This window comes from Neisseria sp. P0022.S009, from assembly GCF_051956675.1.
Taxonomy (GTDB): Bacteria; Pseudomonadota; Gammaproteobacteria; order Burkholderiales; family Neisseriaceae; genus Neisseria.
Genome location: NZ_JBQCXE010000003.1, coordinates 49,913 through 67,494, shown reverse-complemented (window position 1 = coordinate 67,494; position 17,582 = coordinate 49,913). Strand labels below are relative to the sequence as shown.

The 17,582-nt window shown below is 47.3% G+C and carries 10 protein-coding genes, 1 tRNA gene and 1 pseudogene; 7 read left to right on the top strand and 5 right to left on the bottom strand.

The genetic code is table 11. The annotated features are described in order from the left end of the window. Nucleotides 1-147: 147 nt before the first annotated feature. A tRNA-Pro gene (locus ACTHUG_RS05315) sits at nt 148-224 on the top strand. 216 nt (nt 225-440) lie between these two features. Here ACTHUG_RS05315 and ACTHUG_RS05310 read toward each other — a convergent pair. After that, nucleotides 441-1,232, bottom strand: coding sequence for a formate/nitrite transporter family protein (locus tag ACTHUG_RS05310; RefSeq protein ID WP_440385758.1), 792 nt, complete (start codon nt 1,230-1,232; stop codon nt 441-443). Between the two features lie 240 nt (nt 1,233-1,472). Beyond that, nucleotides 1,473-1,913, bottom strand: a complete 441-nt coding sequence (gene yciA, locus ACTHUG_RS05305; protein WP_036491440.1) for an acyl-CoA thioester hydrolase YciA — start codon at nt 1,911-1,913, stop codon at nt 1,473-1,475. Nucleotides 1,914-2,037: 124 nt separating this feature from the next. Here yciA and pip point away from each other — a divergent pair, with 124 nt between their 5' ends. The 4 genes and pseudogenes from pip (at nt 2,038) to fghA (ending at nt 5,416) form a co-directional block, all read left to right on the top strand. After that, on the top strand, nt 2,038-2,967 hold the full coding sequence (gene pip / locus ACTHUG_RS05300; RefSeq protein WP_036491443.1) for a prolyl aminopeptidase: 930 nt from the start codon (nt 2,038-2,040) through the stop codon (nt 2,965-2,967). A gap of 122 nt (nt 2,968-3,089) precedes the next feature. Further along, a pseudogene (locus ACTHUG_RS05295) lies at nt 3,090-3,350 on the top strand (CRISPR-associated endonuclease Cas3''); the annotation flags it as partial. 93 nt (nt 3,351-3,443) lie between these two features. After that, nucleotides 3,444-4,580: an S-(hydroxymethyl)glutathione dehydrogenase/class III alcohol dehydrogenase gene (locus ACTHUG_RS05290; protein WP_440385759.1), complete on the top strand. Its 1,137-nt coding sequence runs from the start codon at nt 3,444-3,446 to the stop codon at nt 4,578-4,580. An 8-nt stretch (nt 4,581-4,588) separates the two neighbouring features. Next, nucleotides 4,589-5,416: an S-formylglutathione hydrolase gene (gene fghA, locus ACTHUG_RS05285; RefSeq protein ID WP_440385760.1), complete on the top strand. Its 828-nt coding sequence runs from the start codon at nt 4,589-4,591 to the stop codon at nt 5,414-5,416. A 114-nt stretch (nt 5,417-5,530) separates the two neighbouring features. On the opposite strand, the gene rtcR is transcribed toward fghA, so the two are convergent. From rtcR to ACTHUG_RS05270, 3 genes are all read right to left on the bottom strand, one after another. Beyond that, the gene (gene rtcR / locus ACTHUG_RS05280; protein ID WP_440385761.1) at nt 5,531-7,153 is read right to left on the bottom strand and encodes an RNA repair transcriptional activator RtcR; all 1,623 of its coding nucleotides are present in this window, start codon (nt 7,151-7,153) and stop codon (nt 5,531-5,533) included. Nucleotides 7,154-7,241: 88 nt separating this feature from the next. Further along, nucleotides 7,242-12,569 carry a RecQ family ATP-dependent DNA helicase gene (locus ACTHUG_RS05275; RefSeq protein WP_440385762.1) on the bottom strand — a complete coding sequence of 1,776 codons (5,328 nt, stop codon included), beginning with the start codon at nt 12,567-12,569 and terminating at the stop codon, nt 7,242-7,244. Between the two features lie 22 nt (nt 12,570-12,591). After that, the gene (locus ACTHUG_RS05270; RefSeq protein ID WP_440385856.1) at nt 12,592-13,347 is read right to left on the bottom strand and encodes a tRNA(His) guanylyltransferase Thg1 family protein; all 756 of its coding nucleotides are present in this window, start codon (nt 13,345-13,347) and stop codon (nt 12,592-12,594) included. Between the two features lie 1,029 nt (nt 13,348-14,376). Here ACTHUG_RS05270 and ACTHUG_RS05265 point away from each other — a divergent pair. Next, nucleotides 14,377-15,951: a vWA domain-containing protein gene (locus tag ACTHUG_RS05265; protein ID WP_440385763.1), complete on the top strand. Its 1,575-nt coding sequence runs from the start codon at nt 14,377-14,379 to the stop codon at nt 15,949-15,951. Nucleotides 15,952-16,037: 86 nt separating this feature from the next. After that, nucleotides 16,038-17,516 carry an RNA ligase gene (locus ACTHUG_RS05260; protein WP_440385764.1) on the top strand — a complete coding sequence of 493 codons (1,479 nt, stop codon included), beginning with the start codon at nt 16,038-16,040 and terminating at the stop codon, nt 17,514-17,516. Nucleotides 17,517-17,582 lie beyond the last annotated feature (66 nt).

Here is a 17,582-nt window from a genome sequence, read left to right as displayed (position 1 = left end):
CTGAATAATCAAAGGCCGTCTGAACGATTTCAGACGGCCTTTTTTTGCTTACAAATAATTCAAATGTTTTCAAACGAGTAAATTTCCCTTCCTAAAAAACACTTGTCAAAATCAGTATTTGAAACTAAAATTCATGGCTTATCGAGTCGGAGTGTGGCGCAGTCTGGTAGCGCACTTGCATGGGGTGCAAGGGGTCGAAGGTTCGAATCCTTTCACTCCGACCAAAAGATTTTAAGGACTTAACCTGTTTTTCCAGTTAAGTCCTTTTTGTTTTTACTCTTCAAGTTTCATTATAGATTGCTCACTTCGGTATAGGCTATTAGGCTGAAAAAAATCTTGCAACCTTGTGGAACAGTATGATTATTTTTGTAGTAAAGGCCGTCTGAAAAATAACGAAAAACCTGCTTAAAAAAGCAGGTTTTGTTGTTTCTAAAGCAGGTCTATTCGGCACTATCTTTCAGCGTGTCTTTATAAGTATAAAGATACGATGCGCCGACAAAGGATGCTCCACCGACGACATTGCCCAGGAATACGGGAATCATGTTGAAGAAAAATTGCCCCCAAGTAATGTTTGCGCCTGCCAAAATGCCGGCCGGGATAACGAACATATTGGCGACAAGGTGTTGGAAGCCGTTTAATACGAAAATCATGACGGGGAACCAAATGGCCAGCATTCGTCCGGTTGTGTTTTTAGCGGCAAAGTGCAGCCATGCCCCCATGCAGACCATCCAGTTACATGCGACTGCCGATACGAAAGCACGGCCGAAATCCATATGGATTTTTGCTTCTGCCACAGCAATGGTTTTTTCTGCCACGCTGCCTTCAATCATACCGACATAGTACCCAAGGAAAAAAGCCATCGCCAGCGTGCCTACCAAATTGCCCATGCAGACGATAACCCAGTTTCGCAGCAGCATTTCAGAGGAAATCCGTCCGGCCAATCTGCCTAAAGACATAATCATCATGTTGCTGGTTACCAGCTCGCCGCCGCCAAGCAGGATACAAATCAAGGCGATTGGGAACACGGCGGCACCGAGTAAAGTCGCAACGCCGCCCCATTCGTGCGGAATGCCGCTGACTACTTTTAAATAGGCAAGATAACCGAAGCCGATGTATCCGCCGGCCAAAATGCTCAAAATTGCCAGTGTGGGGATGCTGGATTGTGCTTTGGCGCAGCTTTTGTCGAGAACAACCTGTAAAATTTCCTGTGGGTATAAATCGCGCGAAGCCATGATGTTCCTTAAAGTGGGTTGAGGAGGAAACGTTGTTTTAAAGGTGGTACAAACTGTCGCGGTAGAGTGGTGTTATAGGGAGCCGATGTACGGCCTTTGTCTTATCAATCAGTCTGAATTAAACCTAAAAAACAGATACTTCGCCTTGTTTTAGCTCAAAAGAAATATTATTACATTTTGTCTCCATATTAAAAAAGGCCGTCTGAACATTGAAATTTCAGACGGCCTGGTTTTGATTTCTTAAACTGACAAATGAGCCAGCTTTGCATTGCCTTCGCGTGGAATAGGGCGCGGATTACCTTGTGCATCGATGGCGACGTAAGTGAATACGGCTTCAGTAACCAGTTGGCGGTCTTCCGTTACCATATCGTTCATCAAAGTCTTCACCCACACTTCGATTTTCAGTTGCAAAGAAGTATTGCCGACGCGTACGCAATGACCATAGCAGCATACGACATTGCCAACCTTTACCGGTCTGATGAAATTCATTTCTTGAACGGCCACGGTGACAATGCGTCCCTGTGCGATTTCTGCCGCCAAAATACCGCCGCCCAAATCCATTTGCGACATAATCCAGCCGCCGAAGATGTCCTGATTAGGGTTGGTATCGCGCGGCATGGCTACCGTACGCAATAAAAGTTGTCCTTCGGGTGCGGCATGGGTTTGTTTGTTGTCAGCCATAAAAAATCCTGTCAAAAAGTGGTATTTTACGCCATTTGTGGCGTTAAACCTATGTAGGCCGTCTGAAAAATCAGCAGGTAAAGTGTTACAATTAAATATATTCATCAGACAAAGGAGAAAGCTCATGCATCCGATTCAAGAACCACGAAATAGCGGCCTTTTACGCGTATCTGACATTCACGAAATCTACTGGGAAGAGTCAGGCAATCCTGATGGCCACCCCGTGATTTTCCTGCATGGCGGCCCCGGAGCAGGCGCATCACCGGCCTGTCGCGGCTTTTTCAATCCAGAACATTTCCGCATCGTCATCATCGACCAACGCGGCTGCGGACGTTCCAAACCCTATGCCTGTATCGAAGACAACACCACATGGGATTTGGTTGCCGATATCGAAAAAGTACGCGAAATGCTCGGCATTCAAAAATGGCTGGTTTTCGGCGGTTCATGGGGCAGCACCTTGTCGCTGACTTATGCCGAAACCCATCCCGATCGCGTCAGTGGCTTAGTTTTGCGCGGTATTTTCCTGTGCAGGCCGTCTGAAATGGCATGGCTGAACGAAGCAGGCGGCGTCAGCCAAATTTATCCGGCTCAATGGCAAAAATTCATCGCCCCCGTAGCCGAAAACAAACGCCAAGCCCTAATCAAAGCCTACCATGAAATGCTGTTCAGCGAAGATGAAGCCACGCGCCTCAAAGCGGCCAAATCATGGGCAGACTGGGAAAGCTACCTTATTCAGTTTGAACCCAAAGACGTGGATGAAGACCCGCAAGCCTCTCTTGCCATCGCAAGAATGGAAAACCATTACTTCGTGAACGAAGGCTGGCTGCAGGGCGATAAAGCCATCTTGGCAAACATCGACAAAATCCGCCATATCCCAACCATCATTGTCCAAGGCCGCTATGACCTATGCACCCCGATGCAAAGCGCATGGGAACTCTCGCAAGCCTTCCCTGAGGCAGAATTGAGAATCGTCCAAGCAGGCCACTCTTCTTTTGATCCTTCACTTTCCGAGGCCTTAGTGAAAGCAGTAGAGGATATTAGAAGCAAGTTGTAAAGGTTAAACAATAATAATGCCGTCTGAAAAAGTTTCAGACGGCATTTTTTCTATTTACATATTAAATTTAATATCATATTATCATTGCATGATATCAGTTTGAATTTTTTTAGAATTTCAATATGAAACCTCTAATTTACTACGCCCATTCCGCGCAAGACGAACTCGGCAATCTCTTACCTTACGAACATTGGCAAACCTTACAAAGCCATTTGGTCAATGTTGGGGAAATAGCGGCGGAGTTTGCTCGGGTATTTGGTGCACAGGAAATTGCCTACCAGACGGGACAACTTCACGATTTAGGGAAATATTCAGAACTCTTTAATCAGCGATTGCATGGTGGCCCATCAGTCGATCATGCTACTGCCGGAGCCAAAGTTGCAAAAATGCTTGCTTCAGGGTGGGTTCCAAAGTATAAACTGTGGTTATCTTTCTTAGGCTAGATAACTTTATTAATGAATTAAAAGGCAAAAATAATGGAAACGAAACAAACCAATTCAACCATCAAATCGCGTGCGGCGGTGGCATTCGCTCCAAATCAACCCTTACAAATTGTGGAAATCGATGTAGAAATGCCGCGTAAAGGCGAGGTGTTAATCCGTAACACTCATACTGGCGTGTGCCATACTGATGCATTTACGTTATCAGGAAGCGATCCTGAAGGCGTATTCCCTGTGGTGCTTGGGCATGAAGGTGCGGGTGTGGTCGTTGCTGTGGGCGAAGGTGTGTCAAGTGTAAAACTGGGTGATCACGTTATTCCGCTTTACACTGCGGAATGTGGCGAATGTGAGTTTTGTCGTTCGGGTAAAACCAACTTATGCGTCTCAGTGCGTGATACGCAAGGTAAAGGTTTAATGCCGGACGGCACGACGCGTTTTTCTTATCAAGGTCAGCCGATTTATCACTATATGGGCTGTTCGACTTTCAGTGAATACTCAGTTGTTGCCGAAGTTTCACTGGCAAAAATCAACCCGGAAGCCAACCACGAACATGTATGTTTGCTCGGCTGCGGCGTTACCACAGGTATTGGCGCGGTACATAACACAGCAAAAGTGCAAGAAGGCGACTCTGTGGCCGTGTTTGGTTTGGGGGCGATTGGTTTGGCGGTAGTGCAAGGTGCGCGTCAAGCCAAAGCTGGTCGTATTATTGCTATTGATACCAATCCTGCAAAATTCGAGTTGGCAAAACAGTTTGGTGCAACGGATTGTTTAAACCCGAACGATTACGATAAACCGATCAAAGATGTGTTGTTAGATATCAACAAATGGGGCATTGACCATACCTTTGAATGTATCGGTAATGTAAATGTAATGCGTCAAGCATTAGAAAGCGCACACCGTGGCTGGGGACAATCCATTATTATCGGCGTAGCGGGTGCAGGACAAGAAATTTCAACGCGTCCGTTCCAGTTGGTAACGGGTCGTGTTTGGAAAGGCACGGCATTTGGCGGCGTGAAAGGCCGCTCTGAACTGCCGAAAATGGTGGAAGACTCAATGAAAGGCGACATTGAGTTAGAACCGTTTGTGACCCACACAATGACACTCGATCAAATCAATGAAGCCTTTGAGTTAATGCACGAAGGTAAATCGATCCGCGCTGTTATTCATTACTAAGGTACGCGATGAAACTGATTGAACAACATCAAATTTTTGACGGTTTGCAGCAAGTTTGGGCACACCATGCCCAAACGTTGCAATGCGAAATGAAATTTGCTGTCTATTTGCCGGATAATCCAGAGAATCGACCACTTGGTGTGATTTATTGGCTTTCCGGCTTGACGTGCACTGAACAAAATTTCATTACCAAATCAGGCTTTCAGCGTTATGCGGCAGAACATCAAGTGATTGTGGTTGCGCCCGATACCAGCCCTCGCGGAGAGCAAGTGCCGAATGATGCTGCTTACGATTTAGGGCAAGGTGCAGGCTTTTATTTGAATGCGACCGAGCAGCCTTGGGCGACGAATTATCAGATGTATGATTATGTCTTGAACGAATTGCCTGATCTAATTGAAGCAAATTTCCCTACTAACGGCAAACGTTCCATTATGGGGCATTCAATGGGCGGACACGGCGCATTGGTATTGGCATTGCGAAACTGGGAACGTTATCAAAGTGTCTCTGCCTTTTCGCCCATTTTGTCGCCAAGCCTTGTGCCTTGGGGAGAAAAAGCCTTTACTGCCTATTTAGGGAAAGATCGTGAAAAATGGCAGCAATATGATGCTAGTTCGCTCATTCAACAAGGCTATAAAGTGCAAGGTATGCGCATTGATCAGGGCTTGGAAGATGAGTTTTTGCCAACACAATTGCGTACCGAAGATTTTGTCGAAACCTGCCGTGCGGCAAACCAACCGGTCGATGTGCGCTTCCATAAAGGCTACGATCATAGCTATTACTTCATCGCCAGTTTTATTGGTGAGCATATTGCCTATCATGCGGCATTTTTGAAGTAAACCAAAGAAGTAATTTGTTTTAATAAATTAAAAAGGCATCGGATTGATGCCTTTTATTTTTTATAAATGATGAAAAATAATGCGATTAAAATGAGCTAGCTTGCTCACTCTCATTTAAATATCTCCCCATTCCAATCCAAATCGCTGTAAATATTTCCTTAATCGGTCGCTGTCATTGACTTTTGCCCTTTCTGTTCGGGAGACGTTGAACAATGCACGGCCGGCAGCAGCCATGTTGGGGTGTTTGCGGCATTCGTCGATGACGTGTTGCAGTTGCAGTTTGTCGAACAAATCCAATGTGTCCCAATTGATTTTATCAGGGTAGTCTTGTGCTTTTTCAGACGGCCTGTTATGTAGGAGGCCGTCTGAAAAGGGTTCTTCCGACCATAACCATTTGAGGCGTTCGATTTCGGCTTGGACTTGTTCTACCTGTATCCTGCCTTGCGGCGCGAGTGTGGCCAGGCGCATGATGCTGGCGGCTAGGTCGCGGAAGTTGCCGCGCCATGGTGCTTGGTTGGAGTGGGCGAAGTCGAGATAGGCGGCTAGGGCTTCTTTGTTGAAGCGGGTGGTTCGGCCGAGTTCCTGTGAAGCTAGGGCGAGCTGGTGTTCGACATTGGGCTCGATGTCTTCGCGGCGGTTGGCGAGTGCGGGCAGCGGATAGTTCCAAATATTGATGCGGGCAAACAGGTCTTCGCGGAAGCGTCCGGCGCGGATTTCGTGGCGTAGGTCGCGGTTGGTGCCGGCGATGAGTTGGAAGTCGCTTTTGACTTCGCTGTCGCTGCCGACGGGATAAAAGTGTTTTTCCTCAATGGCTTTGAGTAACATGGCTTGTTCGTCCAAGCCCAATTCTCCGATTTCATCTAAAAACAGTACACCGCCGTCGGCAGTTTTTAGATAGCCTTCACGTTTTTCCGCCGCGCCGGTAAAAGCGCCTTTTTTGTGGCCGAACAAGGCAGATGCTGCGCCGTCGCCGCGAAGGGTGGCGCAGTTTACATCGACAAATGTGCCTTTAATCAGATGGCGCGCTTTTTTCAATTCGAAAATCCTGCGTGCCAGCATGGATTTACCTGCGCCTGTCGGGCCGGAAAGCAGAATGGGGGAAGGAGAGTTGAGTGCGACCTGTTCGATTTCGGCAATCATGCGGTTGAAGGCGGCGTTTTGGGTGGAGATGCCGCTTTTCAGGTAGCGCACTGCGTCATCGCGTACGGCGGCAAGGCGTTCGGCAAGTACGTCGTAACGAGCCAAGTCTAAATCGATGATTTCATAACTGCCGACATTGCCGTCCTCCATACTGCGTCTTTGATTTTTGGGCGGAGCGGTTTGTAACAGTACGCCGGGGATTTGACGAGATTCCACCAATAAAAACAGGCAGATTTGAGCAACGTGTGTACCTGTAGTGATGTGGGTGAGATAAGTTTCTTCTTCTGTATCAAATGGATAGCTCGCTGCCCAATCATGCAGTTTGGTATAAACCTCGGAGAAATCCCACGGGTTTGCCAGCTCCATAGGTACAAGATTGACGACCGTGTGCGGCGACACCTGCTGAATATCGGCTTTTACATGATCCGCCAGCTCGCGGTATTTTTCCGCATAAAACAGCTCCATGCGGTCAAGATGAAAATCCTGACGCTGATTCATGGCGACATTCGGCCGCCATTTCTGCCAACGCCCTTGACCGAAACCACTGTCCAATACCGTACCGAGAAAGCTGACGGCGACTTGTTTTTTGTTACTCATCTTTTATTCCGTTTATTCCGTTCGAGTCTCAGACAGCCTTGTATTCAAGCTGCCTTCTTCATGTTTGAGATAGCCTGAAAAACTCTTTTTACTCAGGCGGTATCACTAACATAGGAATAACAAGCGTCCATTTTTCCAGCTTTTTCGTACCGATTTTTTCTGGGATACGTTGGCGAAATGATTCTCCTACTTCGTCTAAATAACGTACTCTGAAAGTGTTGGCATAGGCGGTAGTTTTTGTCGGCAACGGTGGTAATTTAACGGTACGGGCAACTTCAATATCATCAGAAAGGAAAATATATCTGCCATCCTCAGTCCGTTTCATTTCCAGTGGATCGTCTTTTTTCAGCTTCGCAGCAGTAAACAGGCGTTGTCTCACAGTTTCGACATTGTTGTGACAAACGATGAAGTCGATATCCAAATCACTTTTGCTGTCGGTTTTTCCCTCGGCTGCCGTGTTTCGATAAGCCGCCAAACGTCTGTATTCGGTATTCAAATCAGGTAATTCGGTAAAGATTTGAGCCACGTTTTCAATATCATCAGGTAGCTTTGCCATCCAAGGATGCTCTGGGGTAGTTTGCAGTAGGGTCAGTGTTTCTATGGCACGAGTCATAGCGACGTAATAAAGCCTCTGTTCGGCTTCGTCAACTCCCTGCCAACCGCCGTCTAAAATGAAGACGTGCTTAAACTCCAACCCTTTGACTGCGTGCGCCGTGCCTAGAAATATACCTTCCGAACGGGTTTCATGTTCATCACCTACATACTCGTAGAGCCAGCTTTTCAGAAAGGCAGACGAATATCGGTTAACAGTGCCACTACCGTTTTCAGACGACCCGTTGTCTTCTATGGGCGACGCTTGGATTTCTGCCTCACGACTCTCTGCAAGGTTATCCGACTTTTCAGGTAGCTTCTCATCTTGCAGTGGATATTCGTTTAAGAAATCAGTTTGTAATTGCCTAAACCAAACGCACCAACTGCCACCGCTTTTTTTCACTTGTTCGCTAATAAGTTCTGCAAAAGCTTGTGATGTAAAGCCTTCGGTTTGTTTTTCCACGCCATCAATCAGGCGGACAAACTCACGGGTGTGGCGCAATTTGATTTTGCTGCTTTTGTCGGCACTCAAAAAATAAGGTATGCCGTTTTGTTCACACCATGCCTGCAGAGGTTTGAGACTGGCATTATGACGGGATAAAACTGCAATCTCATTCCATGCGACTTCGCTCAAGGTTTTCAGACGATCTATTTCGGTGATAACAGCTTGTGCCTGTATGTTGCTGCTACTACCGAACGGCAGGCTGATGTGGCGCACACGCCCCTGCCTTTCGCTGTCTGTTGCAGCCCATACGCCACCGTTGGGCTGTGTTTGACGTTCAGGGTTGATAACAATCGGATGCAGTGTTTTCAGACGACCTGTCATACCGTTTATCACGCTGTTGGCAGCGCTGATGATGTATTGCGTACTGCGGTAGTTGTAGGTCAAATAGTCGGGTTGGGCAACGTCGTAGTCTTTTTGGAAACGGTGTATGTACTCGTTGCTCGTGCCATTGAAGGCGTAGATGTTTTGGTCATCGTCACCAACCGCCAGAATGGTCAGCTTGTCTTCTTCAGCCCGCTTCCTACCCGCAAGCGCAGAAACAAGCCGGTAGTGTTCTTCACTGATGTCTTGGTATTCATCTACCAGAATATAGCGGAAACCTGCCATGATACGTTCGCGTGTTTCATCGTTACCATCATCGTTTTCAAGGTCGTCTGAAAGCATAGCGGCAGCCTGCCTGCACCATTCTTTAAACTGACTTTTGCCGTATTCTCGGTTGTTGCCGTCAAAGCGCACACCCAAAAGCTGCATTGCCATACCGTCATAAGTCATAACCGTAACGGCAGTAGCAAGAGGGCCGACCAGTCCGAACAGGCGGCGCTTGACCTCCTGCGCCGCCAAACGGTTGAAAGTCAATACAATGATGGCGGATGCGGGAACATGTTGCACCCGTAAAAGGTAGGCAACACGGTGTACAATAACTCGCGTTTTTCCTGAACCCGGTCCGGCAAGAATAAGACGGTTGCTGCCGCTTTGGTCGGTAACAACGGCTTTCTGCATCTCATTCAGCCCGTCTGTAATTTCACGCAGGGTTTGTGGCGATGCAGGCTCGTCCAATTCTTTCAGACGACCTTTAAACCATTTATTCTTAAAATTCTTTTCTTCCAAGCCAAAGTAATCACGCACCAAATTCAACCCTTCAGTAAGATTTTTCAGTGCGCGAAGGGCATATTCCTGCATCACATGGATTTGAAAGCGTTTTTCGCCGTAAAAAATGGAAAGCGGTTTATAGTCCTCCGCAAGATACTGGCGTTTAGCTGAGAGTGCTTTTCGATTGGGTGTAATAGTCATGGCATGCCTCAGAATGGTCATGCCGTGGTTAAGTTTGATAATGCCTTGTTTGTGCATAAACAGCAGTGTCTGCCTGAGCAGAAGCTCGCGACGGTCAGCCGGGATTTGTACCGATAATACCAAATCGTCGGCAAGCTGCTGCACCAATTCACCCATACGGGTTTCAACCATTACGTCTTTTTGACGCACTCCATTGGTTTTTGTCATTAGGAATGGTAAAAGGCACAGACCGATATTACGGCGAAGTTCGGCATTGTTTTGTAGGTTTTCCCAACTGTTGCTTTGGGGATTCTTGAAACGTACTTTCAAAAGGTTGTTGCCAACATCACGGATTTGGAAACTTCCACTGCTGTTTGTTCGCTCTGCTGCTTTATCATCGGCAAGCGACTGCATCAGAAGTTTGATTTCAGCAGGATTGGTTTCTAAACCTACTTCATGCATTTGGTGGCAGACAGCGCTCAATGAGAGGTTTTGCCAAATACCTTGATCTGCTTCTGGAATTTCGTTTTTTAAAATCTGCCAGAGTTTTTCCTCACAGGCGATAACTTGTGCCAGACGTTTGTCGGCAGGCTTTATGTTATCGGTACGCAAAATGATCGTCATATGCGTATCGTTGGTAAGGATACCCAATTCCTCCAGCTTTTTTAGATGACCTCGCAATTCGGTGAAACTACATGCTGTTGCCTGCACCAAATCATCGGTACTCAAAGGCGCGTCCTCTGGCGCTTTAAACACAATTTCGGCAATCGTTTGGTAAATTTCCGAGATACGCTTGCTGAACTTGCTTTTTTCAATAATAGCCAGCGCCTCATCTAGATTCAGACGACCTGAGCGTGCGGGGAAAATACGGGTTTGATTTTCCTTACGCTCCAATAAGTCTGCACGTTCCAACCATGCCAATACGGTTTTGACTTTGGTATCTGCCTGTCTATCATCGCTGTCAAAACTCATGTACTCCTCGGTGTCGCGCAAAATTTCGCCACCTGTTGCCACGATTTCACCGCAATGGTCTTTGCCGTATGCCGCCTGATTCAGCCAACCAACTTTCTTCCACACTGATTTCAAATCGCGTAATTCGATTTGCGACATTTTGCTGATGGAAAACTGTGTGTCCACGTCTTTGCCGTCATACAGCAACACGCATTTTGCCTCTGCCTGATCACGCCCTGCTCTGCCCGCTTCCTGCAAATAATTTTCCAGCGAGCCGGTGATTTCAGCGTGAATAACCAAGCGTACGTCAGGTTTATCCACGCCCATACCAAAGGCGTTGGTGGCGACAATAACGCGCAAATTACCGCCAATAAACTGATTTTGAATATCAGCTTTTTCGTTGTTGCCCAAACCGGCGTGGAAATGCTCACATGCCCAGCCTTGTTCTTTCAGATAATCCGAATAGGTTTTCGCACTTTTCCGCCGCCCGACAAATACCACTGCACCTCCGCTTTGATGATCAAGTTCACGATGCAACAGTTCGTTGATTTTTTGCTTTTTAAGGTCATCTGAAATTTCCAGCACATCATAAAACAGATTGTCGCGCTCGTTGTCACCAATAAATTGGCGGAACTCAATACCAGCCTCCACACGGAAATGGTTAGTGATGTCGGCGAGGACATCGGGTTTGGCAGTAGCAGTAAAACAACTTACTGGAGCCATCGTACCGTTGTTTTTGCTGTGTTCAGCGATAAATTTAACTGCGTATAGATAGTCTGGACGGAAATCATGGCCCCATTTAGACAGGCAATGTGCCTCATCGAATACCCAGCCGTTGATTTGGCGTTGCGAAATAGCGTTAATAAAACTGGTGTTGCGGAACTGTTCAGGCGCGACAAACAAAATGCCGATATCGCCCAAAGCTATTTTGTCTAAAATTTGGGCGCGTTCAACCACCTCAACCAAGCCGTTAAGCATAGCAGCGCAGGTAGCTCCTTTTTTCTCCAAACCGTCCAACTGATCTTTCATCAGCGATTGCAAAGGTGAAACAACTATTGTCAAGCCTCCGTTGCGGTAGTAGCGGTTGAGTGCTGGCAACTGATAACACAAGGATTTGCCGCCGCCTGTGGGCAGCACCGCCAGCGTATGCAACCCCTTCATACCTGATTGCACCACAGCACGTTGTCCACCATCAAATCCTTTTACATCGCGAAAAGTCGGTAGTTTGAAATAACGCTGTAACTGCGCCTCAGGATTGAGCGTATCCTGACAATAACGGCATTCCGTACTACCGCAATCATGGTCGCGCAATTCGGCAATCAGCCGAGCCGTATCGGGAAACTGGTGCCTCACCCACGGAGCTAACACAGAATTACCACCAGAGACATTTAACCAAGATAAGGCATAGCTGAGGGAAGGATATATGGCAGGATTGCGGATGTCAGTTTTCATTAATTCCAAAAAACGTGTGCGGCAGACTTTCAGACGACCTTGATCATTGTTGTCCTGCATCATCAACCAAATAGTGTCGATCAGTTTCTTGACATCTGGCGATGTATCATGCTCGGGAATCATAATGTCTTCTGAAAGACGATACGGCAGGGGTATATCAGACAGGGCTGTCCACAGCGCAAACTCCTTGGGCTTTTCGGCTTTGATTTTTCCGAACGCAATGCATTGGTCTTGAAAAAGCTGCCAGCAAGCGTGACAGTCGGCAAGTGGGGAATTAATTTCAGAAGAGATGATTTTATGGTTTTTGATTAGTCGGTGATACGGATTTTGCGGAAATGCCAAAGGCGAGAGCCACAGCGTATCGATAACAGGCACTTTAAGCCATGCGGCTTCAGGTACTACGGCCTTCAAATATTTTAAATCGTGCCCGAGGATGTTGTGCCCCATCAGCCACTTTAATCCACTGGTCAGATGAGCCATTTCACACAAGGCGGTATGAAAACCCTTTTCTCCACGAAAAGCTTTTTCAAAAAACAAACCTGAGTCGGGGCGGAATGCACCGATTTTGAACGGCTTGTCGGTTTTTGGATCGACTTCCAAATCAATGATAAGAACAGCAGGGATTTGTCCTTTTGTAGCAGTATTCATTTTTAGACGACCTCTAAACAATTTAAACAATTCTTTCCAGGACAAACACGCCGTAATCATCGCCCAACGGCAGCTCGAAATCCGTATGCAGGATTTGGCGTTTGACTTGTACGGTTTCGTTAGTTTTCGGATTAAAACCTTCTTTTAAGGCCGTCTGAAAATACACACCGAAGCCACGTTTCTGCCACGCAGGCAGTTCGTTGAAATTAATGCTGTTTTCAAACAGTAAATCGTGTTTTTGAGCTCGTGTCAGGCCGCTGACGGCATCTGTGGCGCGGGACGCGCTTTCTCCTTTCTTGCGCAACATCCAATAGCAGTGGGCGTTGAGCGCGTTGCGGTATGAGTCTTCGTGCCGCCAACGGAAATAATCGACCACCAGTTTTTCGTTCGGCAAAACGCAAACCCGTGCATCAAAAGCAGCAGGTTGCCCGTGCGCCACGGAAAAGGCGGCGCTGGCTTCTCCAGCCAATACAGAAATGATTTTGCGCGTTTTGCGTTTGAACGTATTGTCGTCTCGGTGCAGCAACAGTGAAATTTCATCGCTTTCCGAATAGCCGTATGCTACATTGAAACCACACTGCATCAGATGGTGGACGGTGTGTGCCATCAGGTCGCGGAAACGAATGTCGAATGGGGCTTCAAACTGCCAAATTTCCTTGGTTAGTCGTGTAAAACCGCGCCCGTCTAAGCGAACAACAATAAAATTTTCCTGTGGTACGCAAAAATCATAAGCGGTTTCGTATTGTCGCAGGCGTTTGTCCAAATCATCGAATCTCATCATATATCCTTTTATATTTTATTTTCTATATAACTATCTATAAATATATTTTTTAGCATTTTACGCTTCTTGCCGATAAAAGCTAATTAAAAATATATTTTCTTTATATTCAATCGATTAAAAATTATTTTTATAAAAATTTTATTCTTGGCACGCTGTTGGCTATGTTGTGAATGTAACGATACAGCAGATGCTTCGGGAAATACAGTTACCGGAGAAAAATTTTCCGTAAATTTAGTTGCTGTGTGGTTACAGGGCGAATGCCGACAAGACTACATTTGGATTAACAGGTTCGAGTCCTGTCTCGTCTGATAGACGTTGAACGTCTTGTTTATTTAGTCGCCCACCCTTTTCAATATGGCAGGCAAATGCCTAGGGAAACTACAACATGGATATCCTTATGTCGCAGGTTCGAGTCCTGTCTCTGTTGTTTCAAATAGCAGAGTAGCTCAGTTGGTAGAGCCAAGGCATGTTTCCCTGAAAAACTTGTTGCGTGCCATATTATTTTTACGGCAGCAGGCGGATGCCCGGAAGAGAGTACATTAGCTTTCAGTTAAAACCGTTTCTCTTCATCTTTAGCCGCTATGCTGCCACCCATTCAAGGCCGTCTGAAATATTCAGGCGGGCCGATATAAAAACCGTTTTCGGTGCAAACGGCAAATGCCGGAGGAATTACAGCCTGCTAAGCTCGAGGTCGCGGGTTCGAGTCCCGTCTCTGCCGCCAACAATGGCAGAGTAGCTCAGTGGATAGAGCGCGTAAAAATTTCTCCATTCTTTGTTGCCCAATGTACCACCCCTTATGGGTGAATGCCATTAGGATTACATTCCTTCCTTGCTACAAACCTGAATGATCCTAATTAAACTAGTCGCCCTACGGCAGCAGGCGGATGCCCGGAAGAGAGTACATTAGCTTTCAGTTAAAACCGTTTCTCTTCATCTTTAGCCGCTATGCTGCCACCCATTCAAGGCCGTCTGAAAAACAAAGCTAAAACAAGTTCAGACGGCCTCAAACCAACAATATGAAAGAAAATGAAAATGGCTAATACTACCTTGTTTCAATCTATTAAAAACCGTTTGACTAAAACCGACACTTATAACGAAGCCGGCGGCATCGCCTACACGCTGACGCCCAAACAACAGCTGGCCCAACTTGCCGCCACCGGCTGCCTGAACAGCACCTACTACACCGATGCGCAAGACCAGCTTGAGCAAGTATTGGAATTGGCGGAACAACTGGATGCCGAGTTTATCGCCAAAACCGCCGTGTACGCCCGTCAAAAAGGTTTCATGAAAGATATGCCCGCGCTGTTGCTTGCCGTGTTGGCGCAAAAAGACGTGAACATGCTTGCCCGCGTATTCGACCAAGTGGCGGACAACGGTAAAATGTTGCGCAACTTCGCGCAAATCATCCGAAGCGGCGCGGTCGGCAGAAAATCCTTCGGCAACCGTCCGAAAAAACTGATGCAGACCTGGCTTTTGACCGCCACCGAAAAACAATTGTTGAACGCCGCTATCGGCAACGCCCCGTCGCTGGCGGATGTGGTCAAAATGGTGCATCCCAAACCGCGTGAAGCATGGCGTGCAGCCTGGTTTGCGTGGCTCATCGGCAAACCGTACGACCGTGCAGCATTGCCGCCCATCACCCGCGCTTTTGAAGACTACAAACAAAGCCGCCAAGGCGCATTGCCCGACGTTCCGTTCCAAATGCTCACTGCGTTGGAATTGAACAGCGGCGACTGGGCGCAAATCGCCCGCAACGGCTCATGGCAGCAGGTTCGCCAAAACCTGAACACATTCCTGCGCCACGATGTGTTTGCAAAAAGCAAAAACATCAAAATGGTGACAGAAAAACTGCGCGACAAAGCCGCCATCCGCCGCGCCCGCGTCTTGCCTTACCAATTGCTGACCGCGTATCAGGCAACATCCGAACAGATGCCGTTTGAAATCCGCGAAGCCCTGCAAGATGCGATGGAAACCGCTGTACAAAACGTACCGGCAATCCAAGGCAAAGTCGTGGTTTGTCCGGACGTTTCCGGCTCTATGCACAGCTCGGTTACAGGCTATCGCGGCAGCGCGACCAGCAAAACCCGCTGCATCGACATTGCCGCGCTCGTGTCCGCCGCCATGTTGCGTACGAATCCGCAAGCCCGCGTGATACCGTTTGAACAAATCACGGTAAACGTGAAGCTCAACCCACGCGACAGCATCATGACCAACGCCGAAAAACTCGCCAATATCGGCGGCGGCGGAACGGCATGCAGTGCACCGCTCGCCATGCTGAACCGTGAAAAAGCCGACGTGGATTTGGTCGTCATCGTATCAGACAACGAAAGTTGGGCAGATGACAGCCAACGATGGGGCGCAACAACCAGCCTGATGAAAGAGTGGAATATTCTGAAACAACGTTGTCCAGAAGCTAAACTCGTTTGTCTGGATATCCAGCCCTACACCAAGGCTCAAGCACGAAACCGTCAGGATATCTTGAACATCGGCGGCTTCTCCGATCAAGTATTCTCCCTGATTGGTTCCTTTGCCGAACGAGGTATGGGTACAGATTTCTGGGTAGATGAGATTGAGAAAACGCCGTTGGCAGCTGTGAACTGAAGCTAAGGCCGTCTGAAAAAAGTAGAAATATATTTCAGACGGCCTATTCAGTCAGGGAAGACTGAGAAAAAGAATAAGGAAACAAAATGCAAAAATTTATCTTAATCCGCGGTCATCAAGGTTCGGGAAAATCGACGTTTGCCGAACAAAAAGCCGCCGAATTTAAAGCGCAGTATCCGGATGCGGAAGTGGTCCGTATTGAAAACGATTTGTTTATTACCGATGAATACGGTGAGTATCGTTGGTCGGGCGAAGCGGTGGATAAGGCGCAAAAACGCGGTAATGCTTTGATGACTGAAACCTTGAGACTTGGACGTCAAAATCCGAATCGAAATATTTTGATCATTCATTCCAATACCAACCAAAAAGCTTCGCGTTGCCGTCATTTATTGGATCTGGCGAAAAAAAGCGGTTTTGAAACAGAAGTCTACCGACTGCACAATTTCTATCCCAACCTGCACGGTGTGAAAGAGCATGACGTGTTGGCGGCATATATCAAGTTGAATCAAAACCGAGTAGCAAACGAAATCCACATCGAGGCCGTGCAGCCGGCAAATGCGGAGCAGTTAGAAAAAATTGAACAGATGCAGGCTATCGAGCATAAGCCGCTGGTGTTTGATGAGGTGCAGCAAACCTTTGTGACCGATCACTATCTACAACACGACAGCCGTAACTTTACTGCCAAAGTGTCCAAACGTTATCCTGAATTGCGCGTGTTGAAATACGCCCGCAGCGTGTTCTATAACAACCGATTTAATGATGCTTTGCTGGAAATGCGCGGTTTGATTATCGATGCGCACAACCGCATCATCGTGCGTCCGTTTAAAAAAGTGTTCAATTATTCGGAGCGTATTGCCAAAGGCAGCCGTTATCCGATCCGAATCAGCGACGATAGATTGGTAGATGCGGTCGTAAAAGTAAACGGCTTCCTCGGCTGTTGCACTTTCGTCTCGCTTTCAGATGACCATCCGTCTAAAGGCGCTTCGTTTAACGGCAAAGTGCTGTATTCGACCACCGGTTCGCTTGATAGCGCGTTTGCAGACATGACCGCCGCACACTGCGCGCAATACGAAACCCTGTTCCGCGCTTATCCGAACCACACTTTTTTGTTTGAAATCACAGACGCGAAAGACGTACACATCATCCGCGAAGCATTGGGCGAAACCTTAATCGGCTGCATTGATGTGGCGACCGGCCGTCAGTTTAGCGAAGCGGAATTGGACGAAATCGGCAAACAATACGGCATCCGTCGTCCCGAAATGCTGAAAAACATCACGTTCGGCGAGCTGAAAGGCCGTCTGAAAAACGTGGAACATGAAGGTTTTATGGTGTTTGATGCGCAAAACGGCGAAATGCTGTTCAAACTCAAATCGCCGTATTACCTGATTTCCAAGTTTCTGGGACGAAGCAACGAAGGCAATATCGGCCGCAAACTGGACAAACGCCATGTTGATGAAGAATTTTATCCTTTAATCGACTATATCCACGAGCATCAGGAAGCGTTCAACGCTATGCCGGAATTGGATAAAATCGCGTATATTCAGGCGTTTTTGAGACAGTTGTAAGGCTGTCTGAAAAATACCGTATGATTGTGTTAGTATGACGATGGCGGATGGATTGTTTCATCCTCC

Coding starts and splice junctions, on each gene's coding strand:
- ACTHUG_RS05310 (WP_440385758.1), bottom strand. CDS start 1,232: ATGGCTTCGCGCGATTTATACCCACAGGAAATTTTACAGGTTGTTCTC.
- yciA (WP_036491440.1), bottom strand. CDS start 1,913: ATGGCTGACAACAAACAAACCCATGCCGCACCCGAAGGACAACTTTTA.
- pip (WP_036491443.1), top strand. CDS start 2,038: ATGCATCCGATTCAAGAACCACGAAATAGCGGCCTTTTACGCGTATCT.
- ACTHUG_RS05290 (WP_440385759.1), top strand. CDS start 3,444: ATGGAAACGAAACAAACCAATTCAACCATCAAATCGCGTGCGGCGGTG.
- fghA (WP_440385760.1), top strand. CDS start 4,589: ATGAAACTGATTGAACAACATCAAATTTTTGACGGTTTGCAGCAAGTT.
- rtcR (WP_440385761.1), bottom strand. CDS start 7,153: ATGAGTAACAAAAAACAAGTCGCCGTCAGCTTTCTCGGTACGGTATTG.
- ACTHUG_RS05275 (WP_440385762.1), bottom strand. CDS start 12,569: ATGAATACTGCTACAAAAGGACAAATCCCTGCTGTTCTTATCATTGAT.
- ACTHUG_RS05270 (WP_440385856.1), bottom strand. CDS start 13,347: ATGAGATTCGATGATTTGGACAAACGCCTGCGACAATACGAAACCGCT.
- ACTHUG_RS05265 (WP_440385763.1), top strand. CDS start 14,377: ATGAAAATGGCTAATACTACCTTGTTTCAATCTATTAAAAACCGTTTG.
- ACTHUG_RS05260 (WP_440385764.1), top strand. CDS start 16,038: ATGCAAAAATTTATCTTAATCCGCGGTCATCAAGGTTCGGGAAAATCG.